Origin of the sequence: Sphingomonas sp. Leaf10 (assembly GCF_001421245.1) — a bacterium.
GTDB lineage: Bacteria > Pseudomonadota > Alphaproteobacteria > Sphingomonadales > Sphingomonadaceae > Sphingomonas.
In genome coordinates this window covers 1-17,294 of sequence record NZ_LMKE01000014.1, presented here as the reverse complement: position 1 = coordinate 17,294, position 17,294 = coordinate 1, and the positions used below count along the sequence as shown (strand labels likewise).

Sequence of the window (17,294 nt, the reverse complement as noted above, 5' to 3'; positions counted from 1 at the left end):
GGGGGTGGGTCGGCTTGCGAGGGAATGTAACGCCCGCCCACGGACCAACCCACCCCCAACCCCTCCCTTCCAGGGAGGGGAGAGGTTTCATCGCTTCGTAAAAGCCTGGACGTCCGCCGACGAGGAGCACGGCGATTGGGTTCACGCCACGATCCACTCCACCCCGGCAGTAACCGCCGCATAGCCCGCATCGCACACCCGGTCGGTAACGATCCGGTCGACCTCACCGAACGCGGCGACTGCCACCACGCTTGCCCGGTCGAATTTCGACGCGTCGACCGCCATCGTCGCCCGCCGCGACTGGCCGATCATCTGCCGGCACAATTCGCCTTCACCGATATGATAGTCGGTGAAGCCGGCCCGGGCGTCGACCGACTCGGTCGACACGATCGCCATGCCCGGCCGGAACTGTGCCAGATACGCCCGCGCCGTCGCGTCGAAGAATGCGCGGTACCGATCGTCCAGCTCGCCCCCCGCCAGATACAGCCGGTTGCCGTTGCGCCCGCCCAGTTCGGCGGCGACGCCCAGCGCGTTGGTGACCACGGTCAGGTCGCGTTTTCCTTTCAGCGCCTGCGCGATGTGGAACGCGGTCGAACTGGCGTCGAGGTAGAGCGATTCACCGTCCGCTACCACCTGCGCCACGGCGGCGGCGATGCGCTGTTTGGCGGCGGCGTTGCGGTGCAGCCGCGCCTCGAACGGCCCTTCCTCGACCGACTTCGCCAGCCGCGCCCCGCCATGGATGCGCTCGATCAGCCCGTCCGCCTCCAGCAGCCGCAATTCGCGGCGCACCGTTTCGTCGGATACGGCAAGGATGTTCGCCAGCCCATGGATGCCCATCGCCTCGCCCTGGCGCAGCAGATCGAGGATGTCCTGGCGGCGGTCGCGGCGCTTCATCATGGTCGCGCAGCATATCGCCCGGTGCGGCAATCGCAACCGGTCGCGGACGATATCAACAGAATGTCATCACCGCATACGCGATATTCTTGCGCATGAGCACCATTCGCGCAGAATCATGACCGGTTGTAACAAATTATACGCATTGGCCACCTAAGCGCGCCACCGAACGGGGAACAACCCCGCCTTCATCCAAAGGGGAAATCCATGTCGTCGTTCTCGACGCTGCCGGCTGGCCGGTGGCGCGCTCCTGCGCTCGCTCTGTCCAGCGCTCTCACCGCCCTTGCCGTCGCCGCGCTGCTGCCCGGCACCGCGCAAGCTCAGGAGGCACCAGTCGCCGAACCGCAGACCTCCAGCGAATCGCTGACCGACGACATCGTCGTCAACGGCCGGCGCCAGCGGACCGCGCTGAACGAGGAGCAGTCGGCGATCGCGACGATCGATATCGTCACCACCGGCGACGTCGCCGTCCATTCGCAGACCGGCATCGCCGACCTCGCCAAGATGCTGCCGGGCGTCTCGGTCAGCCGCGATCAGGGTCGCAACCAGAGCGCGACCGGCGAGGCCCAGTTCGCGACGATCCGCGGTTTCGACACCGGCTACAACGCCTATACGCTCGACGGTCTGCGCCTGCCGCAGACGGCGGGCAGCAGCCGCGCGATCTCGCTCAACCTGTTCTCGCCCTTCGCGATCGGCGGTATCGTCGTCGACAAGACGCCGGGTGCCGCGCGCGACGCCGATGCCATCGCCGGCATCATTGACCTGCGCACCCCGACTGCGTTCGACTTCGCGCAAGGGTTCACCCGCGCCCGCGTGCTGGGGCAGGTCGCCGGCCTCGCGCTCGACCGTGAACAGGAGGCGTTCGGCGGCGCGATCGGGCTAGACACCGCACGCCGCTTCGGCAGCGACCGTCAGTTCGGCGTGTACCTCGCCGGCTATTACGAGGAACGCGGCAACGCGGCCGAATCGACCGCAGTGCAGAACGACTACAAGACCACCAATTTCGACGTCGGCACCCCGCGCGCCAACGCCAACGCGCTGTCGGCCGATGGCGTGCAGTGGAATTTCTACAACAACAAGATCAAACGCTACGGCGCGACCGGCTCGCTCGACTTCCGGGGTGAGGCGATCGATCTGTTCGGACGCGTCAATTACGCGACGTACCTCAACACTAACACGATGAACCAGACCGCGCTGCGCAACGAGGTGACCAGCGGCCAGTCGAGCGGCAACCCGCTGCGCACGCTGGCGAACGGCAGCACGACCCGCGCCTACAACGTGGCGGGCGTCTACACGCCGCAGGGCGTGAACCCGGCCAGCTATTTCCGCACCGAGGATATCGAACAGGAACTGTTCTCGGCACAGGTCGGTGCGAAGGCGCATTGGAACGGCTTCACCGCCGCGCTCGAAGGCGCCTATGCCGATGGCCGTTTCGACCAGCCGACCCGGATCGAGGCGGCGTTCCGTGGCATCGCCTATAACGGCACCGCCACCAACACCGGGGCGGCGACCGAAGGCGTCGTCGTCGACCTGTCCAACTCCAAATCGCCCCGCCCCGTGCTGTCGGCGGGCGCGACCCGCTATGTGTCGTCGCTCGACCGTCCAACCCAGCTCTATGTCCAGCGCGGCTATGACTATCTGACCGAGAAGAAGAAGACGCTGAAGGGCAGCGTCGGCTGGAGCGGCGACAGCGTGCTGTCGTCGGTGGAAGTCGGTGGGCTGTACGAGGATGCCGATCGCACCGGTCGCAGCCTCGCGCCCGACAACACCCGCTACCGCTTCCTGACCCCGCTTCAGAGCGGCCCGGTGCAGGGGCCGTCGATCAACCAGTATCTCGGCTATGTCCTCAAGGACTTCCTCGATTACTATCCCGCCCGCCCGATCAAGGTGCTGTCGCGTGCCCAGCTCGACGCGCAGGTCCGCGACTATGTCGACCCGATGGTCATCGCGCAAAACACCCTCAACCAAGGGCTGCTCGACGGGCATGAGCAGCGCAAGGCGCTGTACGGCACCGCGACGCTGAAGCTCGGCACGCTCGAAGTGATGCCCGGCATCCGCTACGAGGATAACAGCTTCAACGCTCGGTACTTCATCAACGATGCCGACGGGGCGCGCTTCGTCAACGCCGGTCGCGACTACGACCATCTCGACCCCAGCGTCCTCGCGGCGTGGAAGCCCAGCGACCGCATTACCGTGCGTGCCGCCGCCCGGTCGAGCTATGCCCGCCCGTCGTTCGACCTGATCGCCGGCCCGACCCGCATCACCCGCGATCCCGGCCGCAATAACGCGATTACCGCGATCAGCCAGCCGAACCCGGACCTGAAGCCGGTACAGGCATGGAGCTATGACGCGGGCATCGATGTCTATGCCGGGGTCGGCCGCTATTTCCAGCTTGCCGCTTATTACAAGGACCTGTCGAACTTTGTCGTCACCACCGCCACGCGGACGGCGGGTGAGACGATCGACGGCATCGTCTATACCCGCCCGATCAACGGCGGCGGCGGCACGGCGAAGGGGGTCGAGGCATCGGGCCGCTTCACCGTCGGCGACATGGTCGATAGCAGCTTCCTCGGCAATTTCGGCGTGGGCGGGAACATCACCTACCAGCAGACCGAGGCAAGCTATGTCATCCCGCTGAACGGCGTGCGCACCACCCGCACCAGCGCGCTGCCGCAGGCGCCGGACCTGATCTACAATGCCGAGGTTTTCTATGCCGGCGGCGGGTTCCGCACGAACCTGTGGTACAACTATACCGGCCGCATCCTCGCGGCGGTGCAGGACAGCCAGCCCGACATCTATGTCCAGCCGGTCGGCGAACTGAACTTCGGTGCTGCCTATGAGGTGACCGACAATCTCGAAATCGGCGTGTCGGCGCGCAACCTGCTCGACCAGCACACCTATTGGGCGACGGTGGGGAAGGGCGAGACGTACATCTCGAACGACCGCAACGGTGGTTATCTGAAGACCGGCCGGGTGTTCCAGTTCAGCCTGACGATGAAGATGTAAAGCGAAGGGCGGCGACTTCCGGGTCGCCGCCCGTTCCTGCCAGTCTCGCTCGCCACAAACGTCATCCCAGCGCAGGCTGGGATCTTCCCGTTGCAGGACCGCGCGCCTCGCCGCGAGAGGCCCCAGCCTTCGCTAGGGCGACGTAAAGAACAGCCGTACTGGTTACGTACCTATCCGACGGAAAGGATGCCCATGCGCCTCCCCCTGTTTCTCGCCGCCGCGCTCACCTTCGCGCCGCAACCCGCCGCCGCGCGCGACACGCTCGACCGCGTCGTCCTCCTGATGCGCCACGGCGTCCGCGCCCCGATCACCGGCGAGGCGCCGGCCGACACGAAGGTCGCCGGCACGTGGCCGAAATGGTCGGTCGCGCCCGAAGTCCTTACCCGCCACGGCGCACAGGCGATCGCGCAACTCGCCCGCCACGACCGCCGCTGGCTGACCACCAACTCCTGCCCGACCCCCGGCAGCGTCCGCATCTGGACCAACACCGCCGAACGCACCATCGCCACCGGCCGCGCCTATGCCGATGCGCTTGCCCCCGGTTGCGACCTGCCGGTCGGCCACAACCCTGACGGCAAGGTCGACCCGCTGTTCGAACCGCTGCGTGCCGGTGCCACCGCCTTCGACGCGGACAAGGCAGTGGCGGCGATCACCACCTATACCGGCGGCGTCGATGTGCTGACCGCCCGCCATGCCAATGCGATCCGCACCCTCGACCGCGTGCTCGGTTGCGGCCTGCCTGCCGGGTGCTCGACGCGCGGACCGGCGACGCTGAAGCCCAGTCGCGACGGACGCGGCATCGACTTCACCGGCCCGATCCGCGCGACCTCGGGCACCGCGCAGGTGATCCTGCTGCAATATGCCGAAGCGATGCCGATGGCGCAGGTCGGGTTCGGCCGCGCCGATGCCACGACGATCCGCCGGATCGGCACGCTCCACGCCGCGCTGTTCGACGTATTCACCCGGTCGCCCTACATGGCCGCGCATCAGGCGGGACCGCTGGGTGCGCATATGCTGGGGACGCTGAGCGCCGCACAGGCGCCGCGCATCGAGATACTGGTCGGGCATGACACCAACGTCACCGCATTGGGCGCGGCGCTGGGCGTCGATCTCGACGCGCCGGGCTTTGCGCGGAACGACGTCGCTCCCGGCGGTGCGCTGGTCTTCAAGCGCTGGCGGGGCGGCAAGGGGCCGTATGTCACCGTCTCCTACCGGGTGCAGCCGCTCGACGCGATCCGTTCGGGTGCGGCGACGGTGGTCGAAACCCCACTCGCCATTCCCGGCTGCGGCGTCCGTTGTCCGCTCGACCGCTTCGACAAGCTGCTGCGCGCAAAGCTCGCCCCGGTCGTGACAGGGTGATAGCTTGCGCGCCATGCCCTGCTACGCCCTCGCCGCCGCCGTCCCCGATCTTGCCCCCGACAGCTGGGTAGCGCCATCCGCCGATGTGATCGGCGCGGTACGGCTGGGGGCGGGGGCCAGCATCTGGTTCGGCGCGGTGGTGCGCGCCGACAATGGCCCTATCGTCATCGGCGACCGCAGCAACGTACAGGACGGCGCGGTCCTGCACAGCGATCCCGGCGCGCCGCTGACGCTGGGGCAGGACTGCACCATCGGCCACCGCGCGGTGCTGCATGGCTGCACCATCGGCGACCGGGTGCTAATCGGCATGGGCGCGACGGTGCTGAACCATGCGGTGATCGCCGAAGATTGCGTGGTAGGGGCGGGTGCCTTGGTGACGGAGGGCAAGACGTTTCCGCCCAAAAGCCTGATCGTGGGTGCCCCGGCGCGGGCGGTGAAGACGCTGACCGACGAACAACTCGCCGGGTTGCGGATGTCGGCAGCGGTCTATGTCGAAAAGGCGAAGCGTTATGCCGGCGCACTGCTGCCGTGCGGAAAATGATGTTTCGATATCGCGCTTATCTTGAACGAAAGACGGCGACTCTTTCAGGGCTGGGTCTGGCAAATCAGGCGGCAGTCCTGTGCCTTCCGTGGATCGTCTTACCTCCGATCGCGCACCTCGTGTGTTGGCTGGTAGGATTACCGACCGGGATGAGCGGATGGCTCATGCCGACCGCGATAGGGTTGTCGGTCGTCGGGCAGGGGTTCGTTCTTTGGCATGGCGCGTTCTTGCCTATGCTCACGGCGATCCGTGAAGAAGTCGCGTTCCGTCGGAAGAAGTAGCAGTTTTCATTGTCGCTCCCACCGTCCGACCATGAGCGGCGAAACTACAGCGTCACCCCTGACTTCCAGATCCCGATCGCGCGTTCCTCGTTCACCTCGTTGCGAGCCGGCTCCCCCGAAGCCACTGCCACGATCCGCCCAAGCAGCGCATCCGCCGCCGCGTCCTGCCCGTCGTCCAGCACCGTGCTCGCATCGAAATCGATCCAGCCGGCCTTACGCGTCGCCAGATCGCGGTTGGTCGCGATCTTCATCGTCGGCACGGGGGAGCCGAGCGGCGTGCCGCGTCCGGTCGAAAACAGCGTGATCGTCGCCCCCGCCGCCGCCAGCGCGGTTGTCGACACCGCGTCATTGCCCGGCCCGTCGACCACCGACAGCCCGGCCTTCCGAACCGGCTCCCCATAATCGAGCACGTCGCTGACCGGGGCGAGGCCACCCTTCTGCACCGCGCCCAGCGATTTTTCCTCCAGCGTGGTGATCCCGCCAGCGATATTGCCGGGGCTTGGATTTTCCGAAACCGGCTCGCCATGGTCGAGGAAATAGCGTTTGAAACGGTTGGTCACCTCGACCAGCCGGTCGAACACGGCTTCGTCGGTACAGCGCGCCATCAACATCCGTTCCGCACCGAAAATCTCGGGGATTTCGGTCATCAGCACCGTGCCGCCCGCCGCCGCAACCCGGTCGGTCATCCGCCCGATCAGCGGATTGGCGGTCAGCCCCGACATCGAATCCGACCCCCCGCACTTCACCCCCAGCCGCAGTGCCGACAGCGGCACTGGCTGCCGCTTCGCCGCCGCCGCCTCGGCCAATTCGTCGACCGCCGCCATCGCCTCGGCGAACTCATCGGCGCTCGCCTGCGCCCGCACCGTCCGCACCCGCGCCAGCACGTCGTCGGGCAGCCGCGCCAGCATCGCGTCGAGCTGGTTCGATTCGCAGCCGAGGCCCAGCAGCACCACGCCCCCGGCATTGGGATTGCACGCCAGCGCGGCGAGGATCGCTCCCGTGCGGTTCAGATCATCGCCCAGCTGCGAACAGCCGAACGGGTGGTTGAACGCATGGACCCCATCGATCCGTCCGGCATGGCGCGGCCCGGCCTGCATCGCGATCCGCTCGCCCAGCCGCCCGACGCAGCCGACCGTCGGCAGCACCCAGATTTCGTTGCGCGTCCCCACGCTGCCATCGGCGCGGACATAGCCGGCAAAGCCCGGCTCGCTGCGTGCCGCCGGGGCGGGCGGCAGGGCGGGGGCGTAGCGATACTCGTCCTCACCGGCCAACGCCGTCGCGACATTATGGACATGGACATGCTCGCCTGCCGCGATGGCCGAGCGCGCGATGCCGATCGGGCTGCGATAGCGGCGCACCGGCGCACCCGCCGTGACCGCGCGCACCGCGATCTTGTGCCCGACCGGAATGTCGACCAGCGCCACCACCCGCTCGTCATCGACCGCGACCACGCCACCTGCCGCCACGGGATTGAGCAACAAGGCAACGTCGTCCTCACGATCGACGCGGACGGCACGGGCGGGGGAAACATCGGGCATGGCAACGGAAATAGGGCATTGCCACCGCTGGCACAATCCACGAATAGGCGGCAAAGGAGACGCCGATGCCCGCCCTGCTGCTGAACCCCGATCGCCTGTTCCCGGCCGATCCGACGACGCGCGGCATCGCCCGCAGCCTGTACGAGGGCGTCCGCGACCTGCCGATCGTCAGCCCGCATGGCCATACCGACCCGGCCTGGTTCGCGACCAACCGCCCCTGGACCAACGCGACCGAACTGTTGCTGTCGCCCGACCACTATATCTTCCGGATGCTCTACAGTCAGGGCATCGCGCTCGACGACCTTGCCGTGCCGCGCCGTGACGGGACGATCGTCGCCGATCCGCGCAAGGCATGGGGAGTGTTCGCGGCCAACCAGCATCTGTTCCGCGGTACCCCGTCGCGGCTGTGGCTCGACCATGTGTTCGGTGCCGTGTTCGGGTTCGAGGAAGCGCTGACCGCCGCCAATGCCGACAGCTATTACGACCGGATCGGCGAACTGCTGGCGACCGACGCCTATCGCCCGCGCGCGCTGTTCGAACGCTTCGGCATCGAATTGATCGCGACGACCGAAGGCGCCGACGATCCGCTCGACCATCACCGCGCGATCCGCGCCAGCGGCTGGAGCGGGCGCGTCGTCACCGCCTATCGCCCCGATGCGGTGATCGACTGCGAACACGAGGCCTTTGGTCCGGCTCTTGCCAAATTCGCGGAACTGACCGGCGAGGACGTCCATGACTGGACCGGCTATCTGAACGCCCACCGCAAGCGGCGACAGGACTTCATTGCCGCCGGCGCGACGTCGAGCGATCACGGCCACCCGACCGCCCGCACCGCCAACCTGTCGCCCGCCGAATCGGAGGCGCTGTTCGCCAAGGTCATCGCCGGTACCGCCGACGCCGCCGACGCCGAACTGTTCCGCGCGCAGATGCTGACCGAAATGGCGCGCATGTCGATCGACGACGGGCTGGTCATGCAGATTCACCCCGGATCGTTCCGCAACCACAATCGCGGCCTGTTCGAGACCTATGGCCGCGACAAGGGCGCCGATATCCCGACCCGCACCGATTATGTCGCGGCGTTGAAGCCGATGCTCGATGTGGTCGGCACCTCGACCGATCTGACCATCATCCTGTTTACCTTGGACGAATCGACCTACGCCCGCGAACTGGCGCCGCTGGCGGGCCATTATCCGTGCCTGAAGCTCGGCCCCGCATGGTGGTTCCACGATTCGCCGGAGGGGATGCGCCGCTTCCGCGAGATGACGACCGAGACGGCCGGCTTCTACAACACCGTCGGCTTCAACGACGACACCCGCGCCTTCCTGTCGATCCCGGCGCGCCACGATGTCGCCCGCCGCGTCGACTGCGCGTTCCTCGCCCGGCTGGTCGCCGAACACCGGCTGGACGAAGCCGAAGCGCACAGGATCGCGCACGATCTGACCTATAGCCTCGTGAAGAAGGCATACAAGCTGTGAACCTGTCCAACGCCACCCTCGCCGACCTGCCCGCCTCGGTCGCCCGCCCCGATTACGACCGGACGACGCTGACCCCCGGCATCGTCCATATCGGCCCCGGCGCGTTCCACCGCGCGCATCAGGCGGCCTATGTCGACAGCATCCTCGCGACGGACCCGCGCTGGGCGATCAGCGCGGTCGCGCTCAATTCAACCGGGGTGGCCGATGCGCTGGGGCCGCAGGACGGACTCTACACGCTGGCGCTGCTCGACCGCGAGACCAGTTACCGCGTGATCGGCTCGATCACCGAATTGCTGACCGCACAGCGCCGCGACGCGATCCTGTCGCGCATCGCCGCGCCGACGACGCGGCTGGTCACCACCACCGTGACCGAGAAAGGCTATCACCTCGACGGCAGCGGCGCGCTTGACATGGAGCATCCCGCGATCGTCCGCGAACTGACCGGCGCCGAACCGTCGACGCTGTCGGGCTGGCTGGTCGCCGGCCTTGCCGCGCGCCGGGCTGCCGGGGGCGGCGCGATCACGCTCATGTCGTGCGACAATCTGGCGGATAACGGCCATCGCTTCCGCCGATCGGTGCGCGATCTCGCCGCCGCGCGCGATCCGGACCTGGCGATGTGGATCGACGATAACGTCCGCTTCCCCTCGACCATGGTCGATTCGATCACGCCCGCGACCGACGACGCGCTGCGGGCATCGGTCCGCGCCGCCACCGGTCTCGAAGATGCTTGGCCGATCCAGCGCGAAGGGTTCGCGCAATGGGTGATCGAGGACGATTTCGCCGGCGACCGCCCGCCGCTCGATGCCGCCGGGGTTCAGTTCACCCGCGACGTGCGCGGTTTCGAAAACGCCAAGCTACGGCTCTTGAACGGCGCGCATTCGACGCTCGCCTATGTCGGGCTGCTGATGGGCCTCGTCACCGTTCGCGACGCGATGACGTGCCAGCCGCTCGCCGCCTTCGCCGAACGGCTGATGCGGCAGGACATCGCCCCTTCGATCCAGCCGCCCGCCGAAATGGACCTGCCGGCCTATATCGACGCGGTGCTGGCGCGCTTCGCCAATCCGGCGATCGCCCATCAACTGGCGCAGATCGCATGGGACGGCTCGCAGAAACTGCCCTACCGCCTGTGCGACACGATCCGCGACGCCCGCGCGGCGGGCCGCAGCGTCGACCGGCTGGCCGTCCCGATCGCGGCATGGTTCCGCTTCCTCGAACTGCGAAAGATGAGCGGCGAAAAGCTGGTAGACCCCCGCGCCGAAGCGCTGCTGGCGCGGGCCGGGGAGCCGGCGGCGCTGCTGGCGATGCGCGATGTGTTCGGCGATCTTGGCGAGGATGCGGTGTTCGTCGCGGCGGTCGAACGGGCTTATGCGGCGCTGGCGCCGGGTGAGGATCTGGCGGCGGCGTTGGTCTGATAGGGTAGATTGGTTCACGCGGAGGCGCAGAGGGGCAGAGGCGTTGTGCTTGATGCAGCGTCCTCGGCGTCAGCGGCTTCATTCCCCGCCGCAAGGGGCGCTACGGTCTTCCGGTCGCGCACCGCCCGCCCGGGACACAACCCCTCCGCGCCTCTGCGCCTTTGCGCGAACAATCATTCTTCGCGTCTCCGAGCCTTCGCGTGAACCAAAAGTCCTAAACCAGCACCACTCCCTCATGCGCCAGCAACCACCGCTTGCGCTCCAGCCCGCCGCCATAGCCGGTCAGCGCCCCCGACCGGCCGATGATCCGGTGGCACGGCACCACGATCGCAATCGGGTTCGACCCATTGGCCAGCCCTACCGCCCGCACCGCACTCGGTCGCCCGATCGCGGCGGCGATGTCGACATAGGCGACCGTCTGCCCCGCCCCGACATCGCGGAGCACCGCCCATACCGAACGCTGGAACGCCGTCCCGCCGGTTGCGGAAGGCAGCCCGTCGATCGCCGCCACATCGCCCGCGAAATAGGCGGTCATCGCCCGCATCGCCTCGCTAGTCCGCGTGGCCGGCTCGACCCGCCACCCACCCGACCCGTAATGGAGCCGCAGCAACCGCTCCATCCGCGCGCTGAAATCTTCGAACTCCAGCACGCGCAGGACCCCGTCGCCATCGGTCAGGATGGTGATCGTCCCTACCGGGCTGGGCAGCAATTCTTGATACAGCGTCATCATGCCCGACAACCTGCCGCCACGCTCGACCGACTGCCAGCGGAAACCGGACATCACGCAACGCCCATGTCCGTTTTCCGCTAGTCGCTTTCCGTGTCGGCGATAAGGTTGCGTCATGCTCGACGCCGACCATTGCTATGCCGCGATCCTCCGCCGTGATCCGGCGCAGGACGGGCTGTTCTTCACCGCCGTCCGTACGACGCGCATCTATTGCCGCCCGATCTGCCCGGCCCGCACGCCGACCCGCAGCAACGTCTCCTTCTACGCCAGCGCGGCGGCGGCACAGGCGGCGGGCTATCGGCCGTGCCTGCGCTGTCGCCCCGAGACCGCACCCGACAGCCCCGCATGGGCAGGCACGCTCGCCTCGATCCACCGCGCGCTCCGCCTGATCGACGATGGCGCATTGGCGGAGGGCAGCGTCGCCGCGCTGGCCGACCGGCTGGGGATGACCGACCGTCACCTCCGCCGGCTGTTCGTCGAACATCTGGGGCTGACCCCGCTGGCGATCGAGGCGACTCGCCGCCTCCACCTCGCCAAGCATCTGGTCCACGACACCCGCCTGCCGCTGACCGACATCGCCTTCGCCGCCGGCTATGGCAGCGTCCGCCGCTTCAACGAAGCCTTTCAGGCGGCGTTCGGCCGCGCGCCCTCGGCGCTCCGCCGCGGAGGGGCGCACCCCGATCCGGCCGCGCCGATCGCCGTCACCATCGCCCACCGTCCCGATTTCGTGCCCGCCGGTCCGATGGCGGTCGCGCTTCCCAAAGGCCGCGCCGACGTAACGCCCGGCAAGAACCGGACGCTTCGCATCACCCTGACCGACGTCCCGCTCCCCGCGCTCGGCCGCGCCATCGCCGCTGCCAAGCGGGCGGTGTCCGAAAATGCTGTCCTACAGGCTCACCGGTCGACAGGATGAGGACCGTTCTTTCTCACCGCTGCCGCCGATAAGTTTCACGCGAAGGCGCGGAGACGCGAAGGGAAGAAGATTAGATTTTCGCGCAGAGGCGCAGAGGCGCGGAGCGGTTGTGCTTGACGCAGCGTCCCCGCATCAGCGGCTTCATTCTGTGCTCCGAAAAGCGATACGGTCTCCCGATCGCGAGCCGATCGCCAAAACGCACCCCTCCGCGCCTCTGCGCGAAATGTAACCTCTTCTTCGTGCCTTAGCGCCTTCGCGTGAACAAAAAACTCTCTTCCTTCGACCGCACCACAAACAACGCGCAAGTGTGAACTTAGTGAACTTTGGGTCAGTCAAACCAGTCCATGCCGCGCCAGCATTGCCGCCGGATCGGGATCGCGCCCGCGAAACGCCCGGAACAGCTCGATCGCCGGCCGCACCGCACCCTGGGCGAGCACCGTCTCGCGCAGCCGGTCCCCGGTCGCCCGATCCACCGTCCCAGCCTCGACGAACGCGGCAAAGCCGTCCGCCGCCAGCAACTCCGCCCACAGATAGCTGTAATAGCCCGCCGCATAGCCTCCGGCGAAGATATGCGAAAAGGCATGCGGGAAGCGGTGCCACGCGGGCGCCCGCACCACCGCCACCTCATCGCGCACCGCCTCGATGACCGTCATCGGGTCGTCACCCTGCGTCCCCAGATGCAGCAACAGGTCGAACATCGCGAACTCGATCTGCCGCAGCAGGAACATGCCCGACCCGAACCGCCGCGCCGCCAGCATCCGCTCGAACAGGTCGCCCGGCAACGGCTCGCCGGTCTCGACATGCCCCGACATGGCGGAGAGCACCGACGGCTCCCACGCAAAATCCTCCATCAACTGGCTGGGCAGTTCGACCGCGTCCCATTCGAACCCGGTCGTCCCCGCAATGTCCGGCCGCGGAATGCGCGTGAAGAGGTGATGCAGGCAATGCCCCGTCTCGTGCAGCAACGTCGTCACGTCGTCATGGCTCAACAGCGGCGTCGCCCCGCCGGTCGGCGCAAAGTTGCAGACCATGTACGCGACCGGAATGCCCTCCGCCGGATCGGCGCGATAGGGCCGGGCAGGGGCCATCCATGCACCGCCCTTCTTGCCGGCACGCGCATGCAGGTCGAGATACAGCCCGGCGAACACGCCCTGTTCGTCCGCCACGTCATAATACTGCGCGTCGGGGTGATAGGTCGCGACGTCCGCGCGCTCGGTCAGCGTCAGCCCGAACAACTGCCCCAACAGGGTGCGCCACCCGGCCAGCACCCGGTCGACCGGGAAATATTGCTTCACCACCGACTGATCGATCGCATGGGCATGCCGCTTCAGCCGGTCGCTGACGAAACCGATATCCCAGGGTTGCAGGTCATCGATCGCCAGATGCTCGGCGGCAAAGGCGCGCAACTCGGCGATCTCCGCCTCGGCATGCGGTCGCGCCCGCTTCGCGAGATCGCGCAGGAACGCCAGCACCTCCGCCACGTCGGGCGCCATCTTGGTGCTCAGCGACCGGGCGACCGGATCGGTGAATCCAAGCAGCGTCGCCGCCTCGTGCCGCAGCGACAGGATACGGCGGATACGCTCGCCATTGTCGAACCTGCCCGCGTCCGGCCCCTGATCCGATGCCCGCGTGCCATAGGCGCGATAGACTTCGGCGCGAAGGTCGCGATCCTCGGCAAAGGTCAGCACCGCGACGACGCTCGGTTGCTGCAGCGTCACGACCCAGCCGTCCAGCCCGCGCGCCTCCGCCGCCGCCGCCATCATCGCCCGGTCAGCCTCCGACAGTCCGGTCAGCCGCGCCTCATCGGTGACGTGCAGCGTCCACGCATCGGTCGCATCCAGTACCGCACTGGCGAACTCGGTCTGGAGCGCCGACAATTCGGTCGCGACGTCCTTGAACCGCTCGCGCTCCGCCTCATCCAGCGCGACGCCCGCCAGCGTTCGGTCGCGGATCGACCGCTCGACCGCCACCCGATCGGCATCGTCCAGCTCACCAAATTCCGGTGCGATCGCCAGCGACCGCAGCGTATCGAACATCGCCCGGTCCTGCTGCGCCGCGATACCGCGCGCGGTCAGCACCGCCTGTCCCGCCGCATGCGCCTCGCGCAATTCCGGGCTGTCGGCCACGGCGTGCAGATGCCATACGGTCGACCAGAAATCGTCGAGCGCGACATCCGCCGCCTCGACCGGCAACCACGTATCGTCAAAAGTGGGGTTCGCGGCCTTGGCGCGCTCGGCAACCCCCTCGCGCTCCGTCAACAGAGCGTCGAGCGTGGGCGCGATCGAATCGGGGGTGATCGCGGCGAAATCGGGAAGTTGGAACAAGCGCAAATCCTTCAACATTCGACGACGTTGACCGCCAGGCCACCCTGGCTGGTCTCCTTATATTGGCTCTTCATATCCTCGCCGGTTTGACGCATCGTTTCGATCACCTGGTCGAGGCTGACGATGTGGCGACCATCGCCGTGCAGCGCCAGATAGGCGGCGTTGATCGCCTTGATCGCGCCCATCGTGTTGCGCTCGATACACGGGATCTGCACCAGCCCGCCGATCGGGTCGCAGGTGAGGCCAAGGTTATGCTCCATGCCGATCTCGGCGGCATTCTCGACCTGCGCCGGCGTCGCGCCCAGCGCGGCAGCAAGTCCGGCAGCGGCCATCGAACAGGCGACGCCGACCTCGCCCTGACATCCCATCTCGGCGGCCGAGATCGATGCGTTCTGCTTGTACAGGAACCCGATCGCCGCCGCCGTCATCAGCAGCGCATGGGCACCCGCGCGGGTCGATCCATGGACGAAGGTTTCATAATATTTGAGCACCGCCGGGATCACCCCCGCCGCGCCGTTGGTCGGTGCGGTAACGACGCGTCCGCCCGCCGCATTCTCCTCGTTCACCGCCAGCGCCCACAGGCTGACCCATTCGAACACGACACTGGGGTCGGTACGGGGACCGCGTTCGAGCAGCTTTTCGCGGATCGCCCGCGCCCGCCGCTGGACGCGCAGGCCCCCGGGCAATTCACCGCTGCCCGCACAACCCCGATCGATCGAAGCGAGCATCGCCGACCGCACCGCGTCGAGGAACCCGCGCGTCTCGGCCTCGAGCCGCCAAGCGCTCTCGTTGGCGGCGACGATCTCGGCTATCGACTGTCGGGTGTCGTTGCAGATCGTCAGCAGCTCCGCCCCGCTGGCAAAGGGGTGCGGCAGCGTCAGGTTCAGCCGTGGCGGCGTCTCGCCATCGGCCCGGATCGCGCCGCCGCCGATCGAATAGTAGCGCCGCACGATCCGGCTGCCGTCCACCAACACTGCCGTGAACGCCATCGCGTTGGGATGGCCGGGCAGGAAGCCCGGATGAAAGACGATGTCGCGCGCAGGATCGAACGCCATTCGTCGCGTGCCTGCCAAGTCGATCGAGCAGCCGGCATGGATCGCCTCGACCATCCCCGCCACCGCATCCGGATCGATCCCTTCGGACGTGGCACCCGCCAGGCCTAACAGCACCGCGACATCGGTGGCATGGCCGCGACCGGTCAGCGACAGCGACCCATAGAGGTCGCACAGGACCCGCTCGGGCACGATACCGTCCTCGTCCAGCATCGTCGCAAAGGCATAGGCCGCCCGCATCGGCCCGACGGTGTGCGAACTGGATGGCCCGATGCCGATGGTGAATAGGTCGGTGATGCTCAGCGGAGTCATGCCGGCTGACCCAGAAAGCGTTCGAACCGCGCTGCGGCCGGCTGCCAGTCGATCCCCCGCGCCGCCAGCCAGCCGTCGTTATAATAGGTATCGCCGTAACGCAGTCCCGAATCGCAAAGGATCGTCACCACCGACCCATTTTGTCCGGCCGCCGCCATCTCCTCGATCAACGTGGCGGATGCGACAATATTGGTCCCGGTCGACCCTCCGACCGGCCGTCCGAGGCGTGCGCTGATCGCTCGCATCGCGCCGATACTGTCGGCGTCATCGACCGCGATCATTCGGTCGATCACCGCCGGCACGAAGCTCGGCTCGACACGCGGCCGTCCGATACCCTCGATGCACGAACATTCACCTTCGACCGTCATGGTCGTCGGGTCTGCATAATGGCGATGAAAGACCGACGCCGCCGGGTCGGCCACGCACAATCGCGTCGCGTGCCTGCCATAGCGAATGAAGCGGCCCAACGTCGCCGACGTCCCCCCGGTCCCGGCGCCGCATACGATCCAGCCTGGCTCGGGCGAATCCTCCTTAGCCATCTGTGCAAAGATCGATTCTGCGATGTTGTTGTTGCCCCGCCAGTCGGTCGCGCGCTCGGCATAGGTGAACTGGTCGAGATAATGGCCGCCGCTCGCGTCGGCCAAAGCCTGTGCTGCGGCATAGACGTCACGCGGATCATCGACGAAGTGGACCTCGCCGCCCTGGAAACGGATCGCATCGATCTTGGCGCTGGCGATCGACCGGGGGACGACGGCAATGAACCGCAACCCGATCAGCCGCGCGAAATAGGCCTCCGACACCGCCGTCGATCCGCTGGTCGCCTCGACCAGCACCGTGTCCGGCCCGATCCAGCCGTTGCACAGGCTATAGAGGATCAGCGACCGGGCGAGCCGGTGCTTCAAGCTTCCCGACGGATGGACCGATTCGTCCTTCAGGTAGAGCATGATTCGAGGTGTTGCCGGCAATTCCACGCGGATTAGATGCGTGTCGGCCGACCGGCAGAAGTCCGCTTCCAGTCGCCGGATCGCATCGAGCGTCCAGATGCGATCGGTCGACGGCGCCATGGCAGCAGGGGGCAAGGGGAGGATCCTCTCACTAGATACTATCTCCATTCCTTATGGCGCGCAGGACGCAGAGGGGGAAGGGTGCGTCAATATGTCCGCAGGCGGCCGGGAACGGCACACAGGACCGCAAAATCGCGTGGAACCGAAAAAAGCGCAAAATCGTTGTTGACGCCTTCTGAAGCCGCCCATATAAGCAGCTTCACCGGACGACGAGACGCTCTTCGCTTCTCCCGCCGGTCGCCTCGCTGGCCTTCGGGCTGCTCCGCAAAAGCGGATAGCGAGTTCGCTCTTTTATAACCGGAACGCGGTGCCGATCAATTGATTGGTGCCTCTGTTCCGGTCTCTCTATCGCCGGTTCGCTGGTGCTTCGACCTTGGGGTTTGGAGCGGGGAGTGT

The 17,294-nt window shown here is 67.2% G+C and carries 12 protein-coding genes; 6 read left to right on the top strand and 6 right to left on the bottom strand.

Going from position 1 to position 17,294, the window contains the following annotated elements; genetic code table 11:
- Positions 1 to 141: 141 nt before the first annotated feature.
- Entirely contained in the window at positions 142 to 897 is a 756-nt protein-coding gene (locus tag ASE59_RS12345; protein WP_056456511.1) for a DeoR/GlpR family DNA-binding transcription regulator, read from the bottom strand.
- A 204-nt stretch (positions 898 to 1,101) separates the two neighbouring features.
- On the opposite strand from ASE59_RS12345, the gene ASE59_RS12340 reads away from it, so the two are divergent.
- The 3 genes from ASE59_RS12340 (at position 1,102) to ASE59_RS12330 (ending at position 5,800) form a co-directional block, all read left to right on the top strand.
- Positions 1,102 to 3,900, top strand: a complete 2,799-nt coding sequence (locus ASE59_RS12340) for a TonB-dependent receptor (protein ID WP_056456509.1) — start codon at positions 1,102 to 1,104, stop codon at positions 3,898 to 3,900.
- 192 nt (positions 3,901 to 4,092) lie between these two features.
- Entirely contained in the window at positions 4,093 to 5,259 is a 1,167-nt protein-coding gene (locus tag ASE59_RS19840; RefSeq protein ID WP_056456507.1) for a histidine-type phosphatase, read from the top strand.
- Between the two features lie 13 nt (positions 5,260 to 5,272).
- Positions 5,273 to 5,800: a gamma carbonic anhydrase family protein gene (locus tag ASE59_RS12330; protein ID WP_056456644.1), complete on the top strand. Its 528-nt coding sequence runs from the start codon at positions 5,273 to 5,275 to the stop codon at positions 5,798 to 5,800.
- 325 nt (positions 5,801 to 6,125) lie between these two features.
- On the opposite strand, the gene ASE59_RS12325 is transcribed toward ASE59_RS12330, so the two are convergent.
- Positions 6,126 to 7,619, bottom strand: coding sequence for a UxaA family hydrolase (locus ASE59_RS12325; protein ID WP_056456505.1), 1,494 nt, complete (start codon positions 7,617 to 7,619; stop codon positions 6,126 to 6,128).
- Positions 7,620 to 7,684: 65 nt separating this feature from the next.
- On the opposite strand from ASE59_RS12325, the gene uxaC reads away from it, so the two are divergent.
- Together uxaC and ASE59_RS12315 are read left to right on the top strand one after the other, a co-directional pair.
- Entirely contained in the window at positions 7,685 to 9,094 is a 1,410-nt protein-coding gene (gene uxaC, locus ASE59_RS12320; RefSeq protein WP_056456504.1) for a glucuronate isomerase, read from the top strand.
- Positions 9,091 to 10,506 carry a mannitol dehydrogenase family protein gene (locus ASE59_RS12315; protein WP_200913270.1) on the top strand — a complete coding sequence of 472 codons (1,416 nt, stop codon included), beginning with the start codon at positions 9,091 to 9,093 and terminating at the stop codon, positions 10,504 to 10,506. Before uxaC ends, ASE59_RS12315 begins: the two co-directional genes overlap by 4 nt.
- A 214-nt stretch (positions 10,507 to 10,720) precedes the next feature.
- Here ASE59_RS12315 and ogt read toward each other — a convergent pair whose 3' ends face one another.
- Positions 10,721 to 11,287 (bottom strand): methylated-DNA--[protein]-cysteine S-methyltransferase, encoded by a 567-nt coding sequence (gene ogt / locus ASE59_RS12310; protein ID WP_235515748.1) that lies wholly within the window; start codon positions 11,285 to 11,287, stop codon positions 10,721 to 10,723.
- A gap of 61 nt (positions 11,288 to 11,348) precedes the next feature.
- Here ogt and ASE59_RS12305 point away from each other — a divergent pair, with 61 nt between their 5' ends.
- Positions 11,349 to 12,146: a bifunctional transcriptional activator/DNA repair enzyme AdaA gene (locus ASE59_RS12305; RefSeq protein WP_082458346.1), complete on the top strand. Its 798-nt coding sequence runs from the start codon at positions 11,349 to 11,351 to the stop codon at positions 12,144 to 12,146.
- A 332-nt stretch (positions 12,147 to 12,478) separates the two neighbouring features.
- Here ASE59_RS12305 and ASE59_RS12300 read toward each other — a convergent pair whose 3' ends face one another.
- Genes ASE59_RS12300 through ASE59_RS12290 form a run of 3 tightly spaced genes read right to left on the bottom strand, consistent with a single transcriptional unit; the run spans position 12,479 to position 16,898 of the window.
- Entirely contained in the window at positions 12,479 to 14,470 is a 1,992-nt protein-coding gene (locus tag ASE59_RS12300) for a M3 family metallopeptidase (protein ID WP_235515747.1), read from the bottom strand.
- Positions 14,471 to 14,481: 11 nt separating this feature from the next.
- Complete coding sequence (locus ASE59_RS12295; RefSeq protein WP_056456498.1) at positions 14,482 to 15,834, bottom strand: L-serine ammonia-lyase; 1,353 nt, start codon at positions 15,832 to 15,834, stop codon at positions 14,482 to 14,484.
- Positions 15,831 to 16,898: a PLP-dependent cysteine synthase family protein gene (locus ASE59_RS12290; protein WP_056456496.1), complete on the bottom strand. Its 1,068-nt coding sequence runs from the start codon at positions 16,896 to 16,898 to the stop codon at positions 15,831 to 15,833. The genes ASE59_RS12295 and ASE59_RS12290 overlap by 4 nt, the downstream gene beginning before the upstream one ends.
- Positions 16,899 to 17,294 lie beyond the last annotated feature (396 nt).

Coding starts and splice junctions, on each gene's coding strand:
- ASE59_RS12345 (WP_056456511.1), bottom strand. CDS start 897: ATGATGAAGCGCCGCGACCGCCGCCAGGACATCCTCGATCTGCTGCGC.
- ASE59_RS12340 (WP_056456509.1), top strand. CDS start 1,102: ATGTCGTCGTTCTCGACGCTGCCGGCTGGCCGGTGGCGCGCTCCTGCG.
- ASE59_RS19840 (WP_056456507.1), top strand. CDS start 4,093: ATGCGCCTCCCCCTGTTTCTCGCCGCCGCGCTCACCTTCGCGCCGCAA.
- ASE59_RS12330 (WP_056456644.1), top strand. CDS start 5,273: ATGCCCTGCTACGCCCTCGCCGCCGCCGTCCCCGATCTTGCCCCCGAC.
- ASE59_RS12325 (WP_056456505.1), bottom strand. CDS start 7,619: ATGCCCGATGTTTCCCCCGCCCGTGCCGTCCGCGTCGATCGTGAGGAC.
- uxaC (WP_056456504.1), top strand. CDS start 7,685: ATGCCCGCCCTGCTGCTGAACCCCGATCGCCTGTTCCCGGCCGATCCG.
- ogt (WP_235515748.1), bottom strand. CDS start 11,287: ATGTCCGGTTTCCGCTGGCAGTCGGTCGAGCGTGGCGGCAGGTTGTCG.
- ASE59_RS12305 (WP_082458346.1), top strand. CDS start 11,349: ATGCTCGACGCCGACCATTGCTATGCCGCGATCCTCCGCCGTGATCCG.
- ASE59_RS12295 (WP_056456498.1), bottom strand. CDS start 15,834: ATGACTCCGCTGAGCATCACCGACCTATTCACCATCGGCATCGGGCCA.
- ASE59_RS12290 (WP_056456496.1), bottom strand. CDS start 16,898: ATGGCGCCGTCGACCGATCGCATCTGGACGCTCGATGCGATCCGGCGA.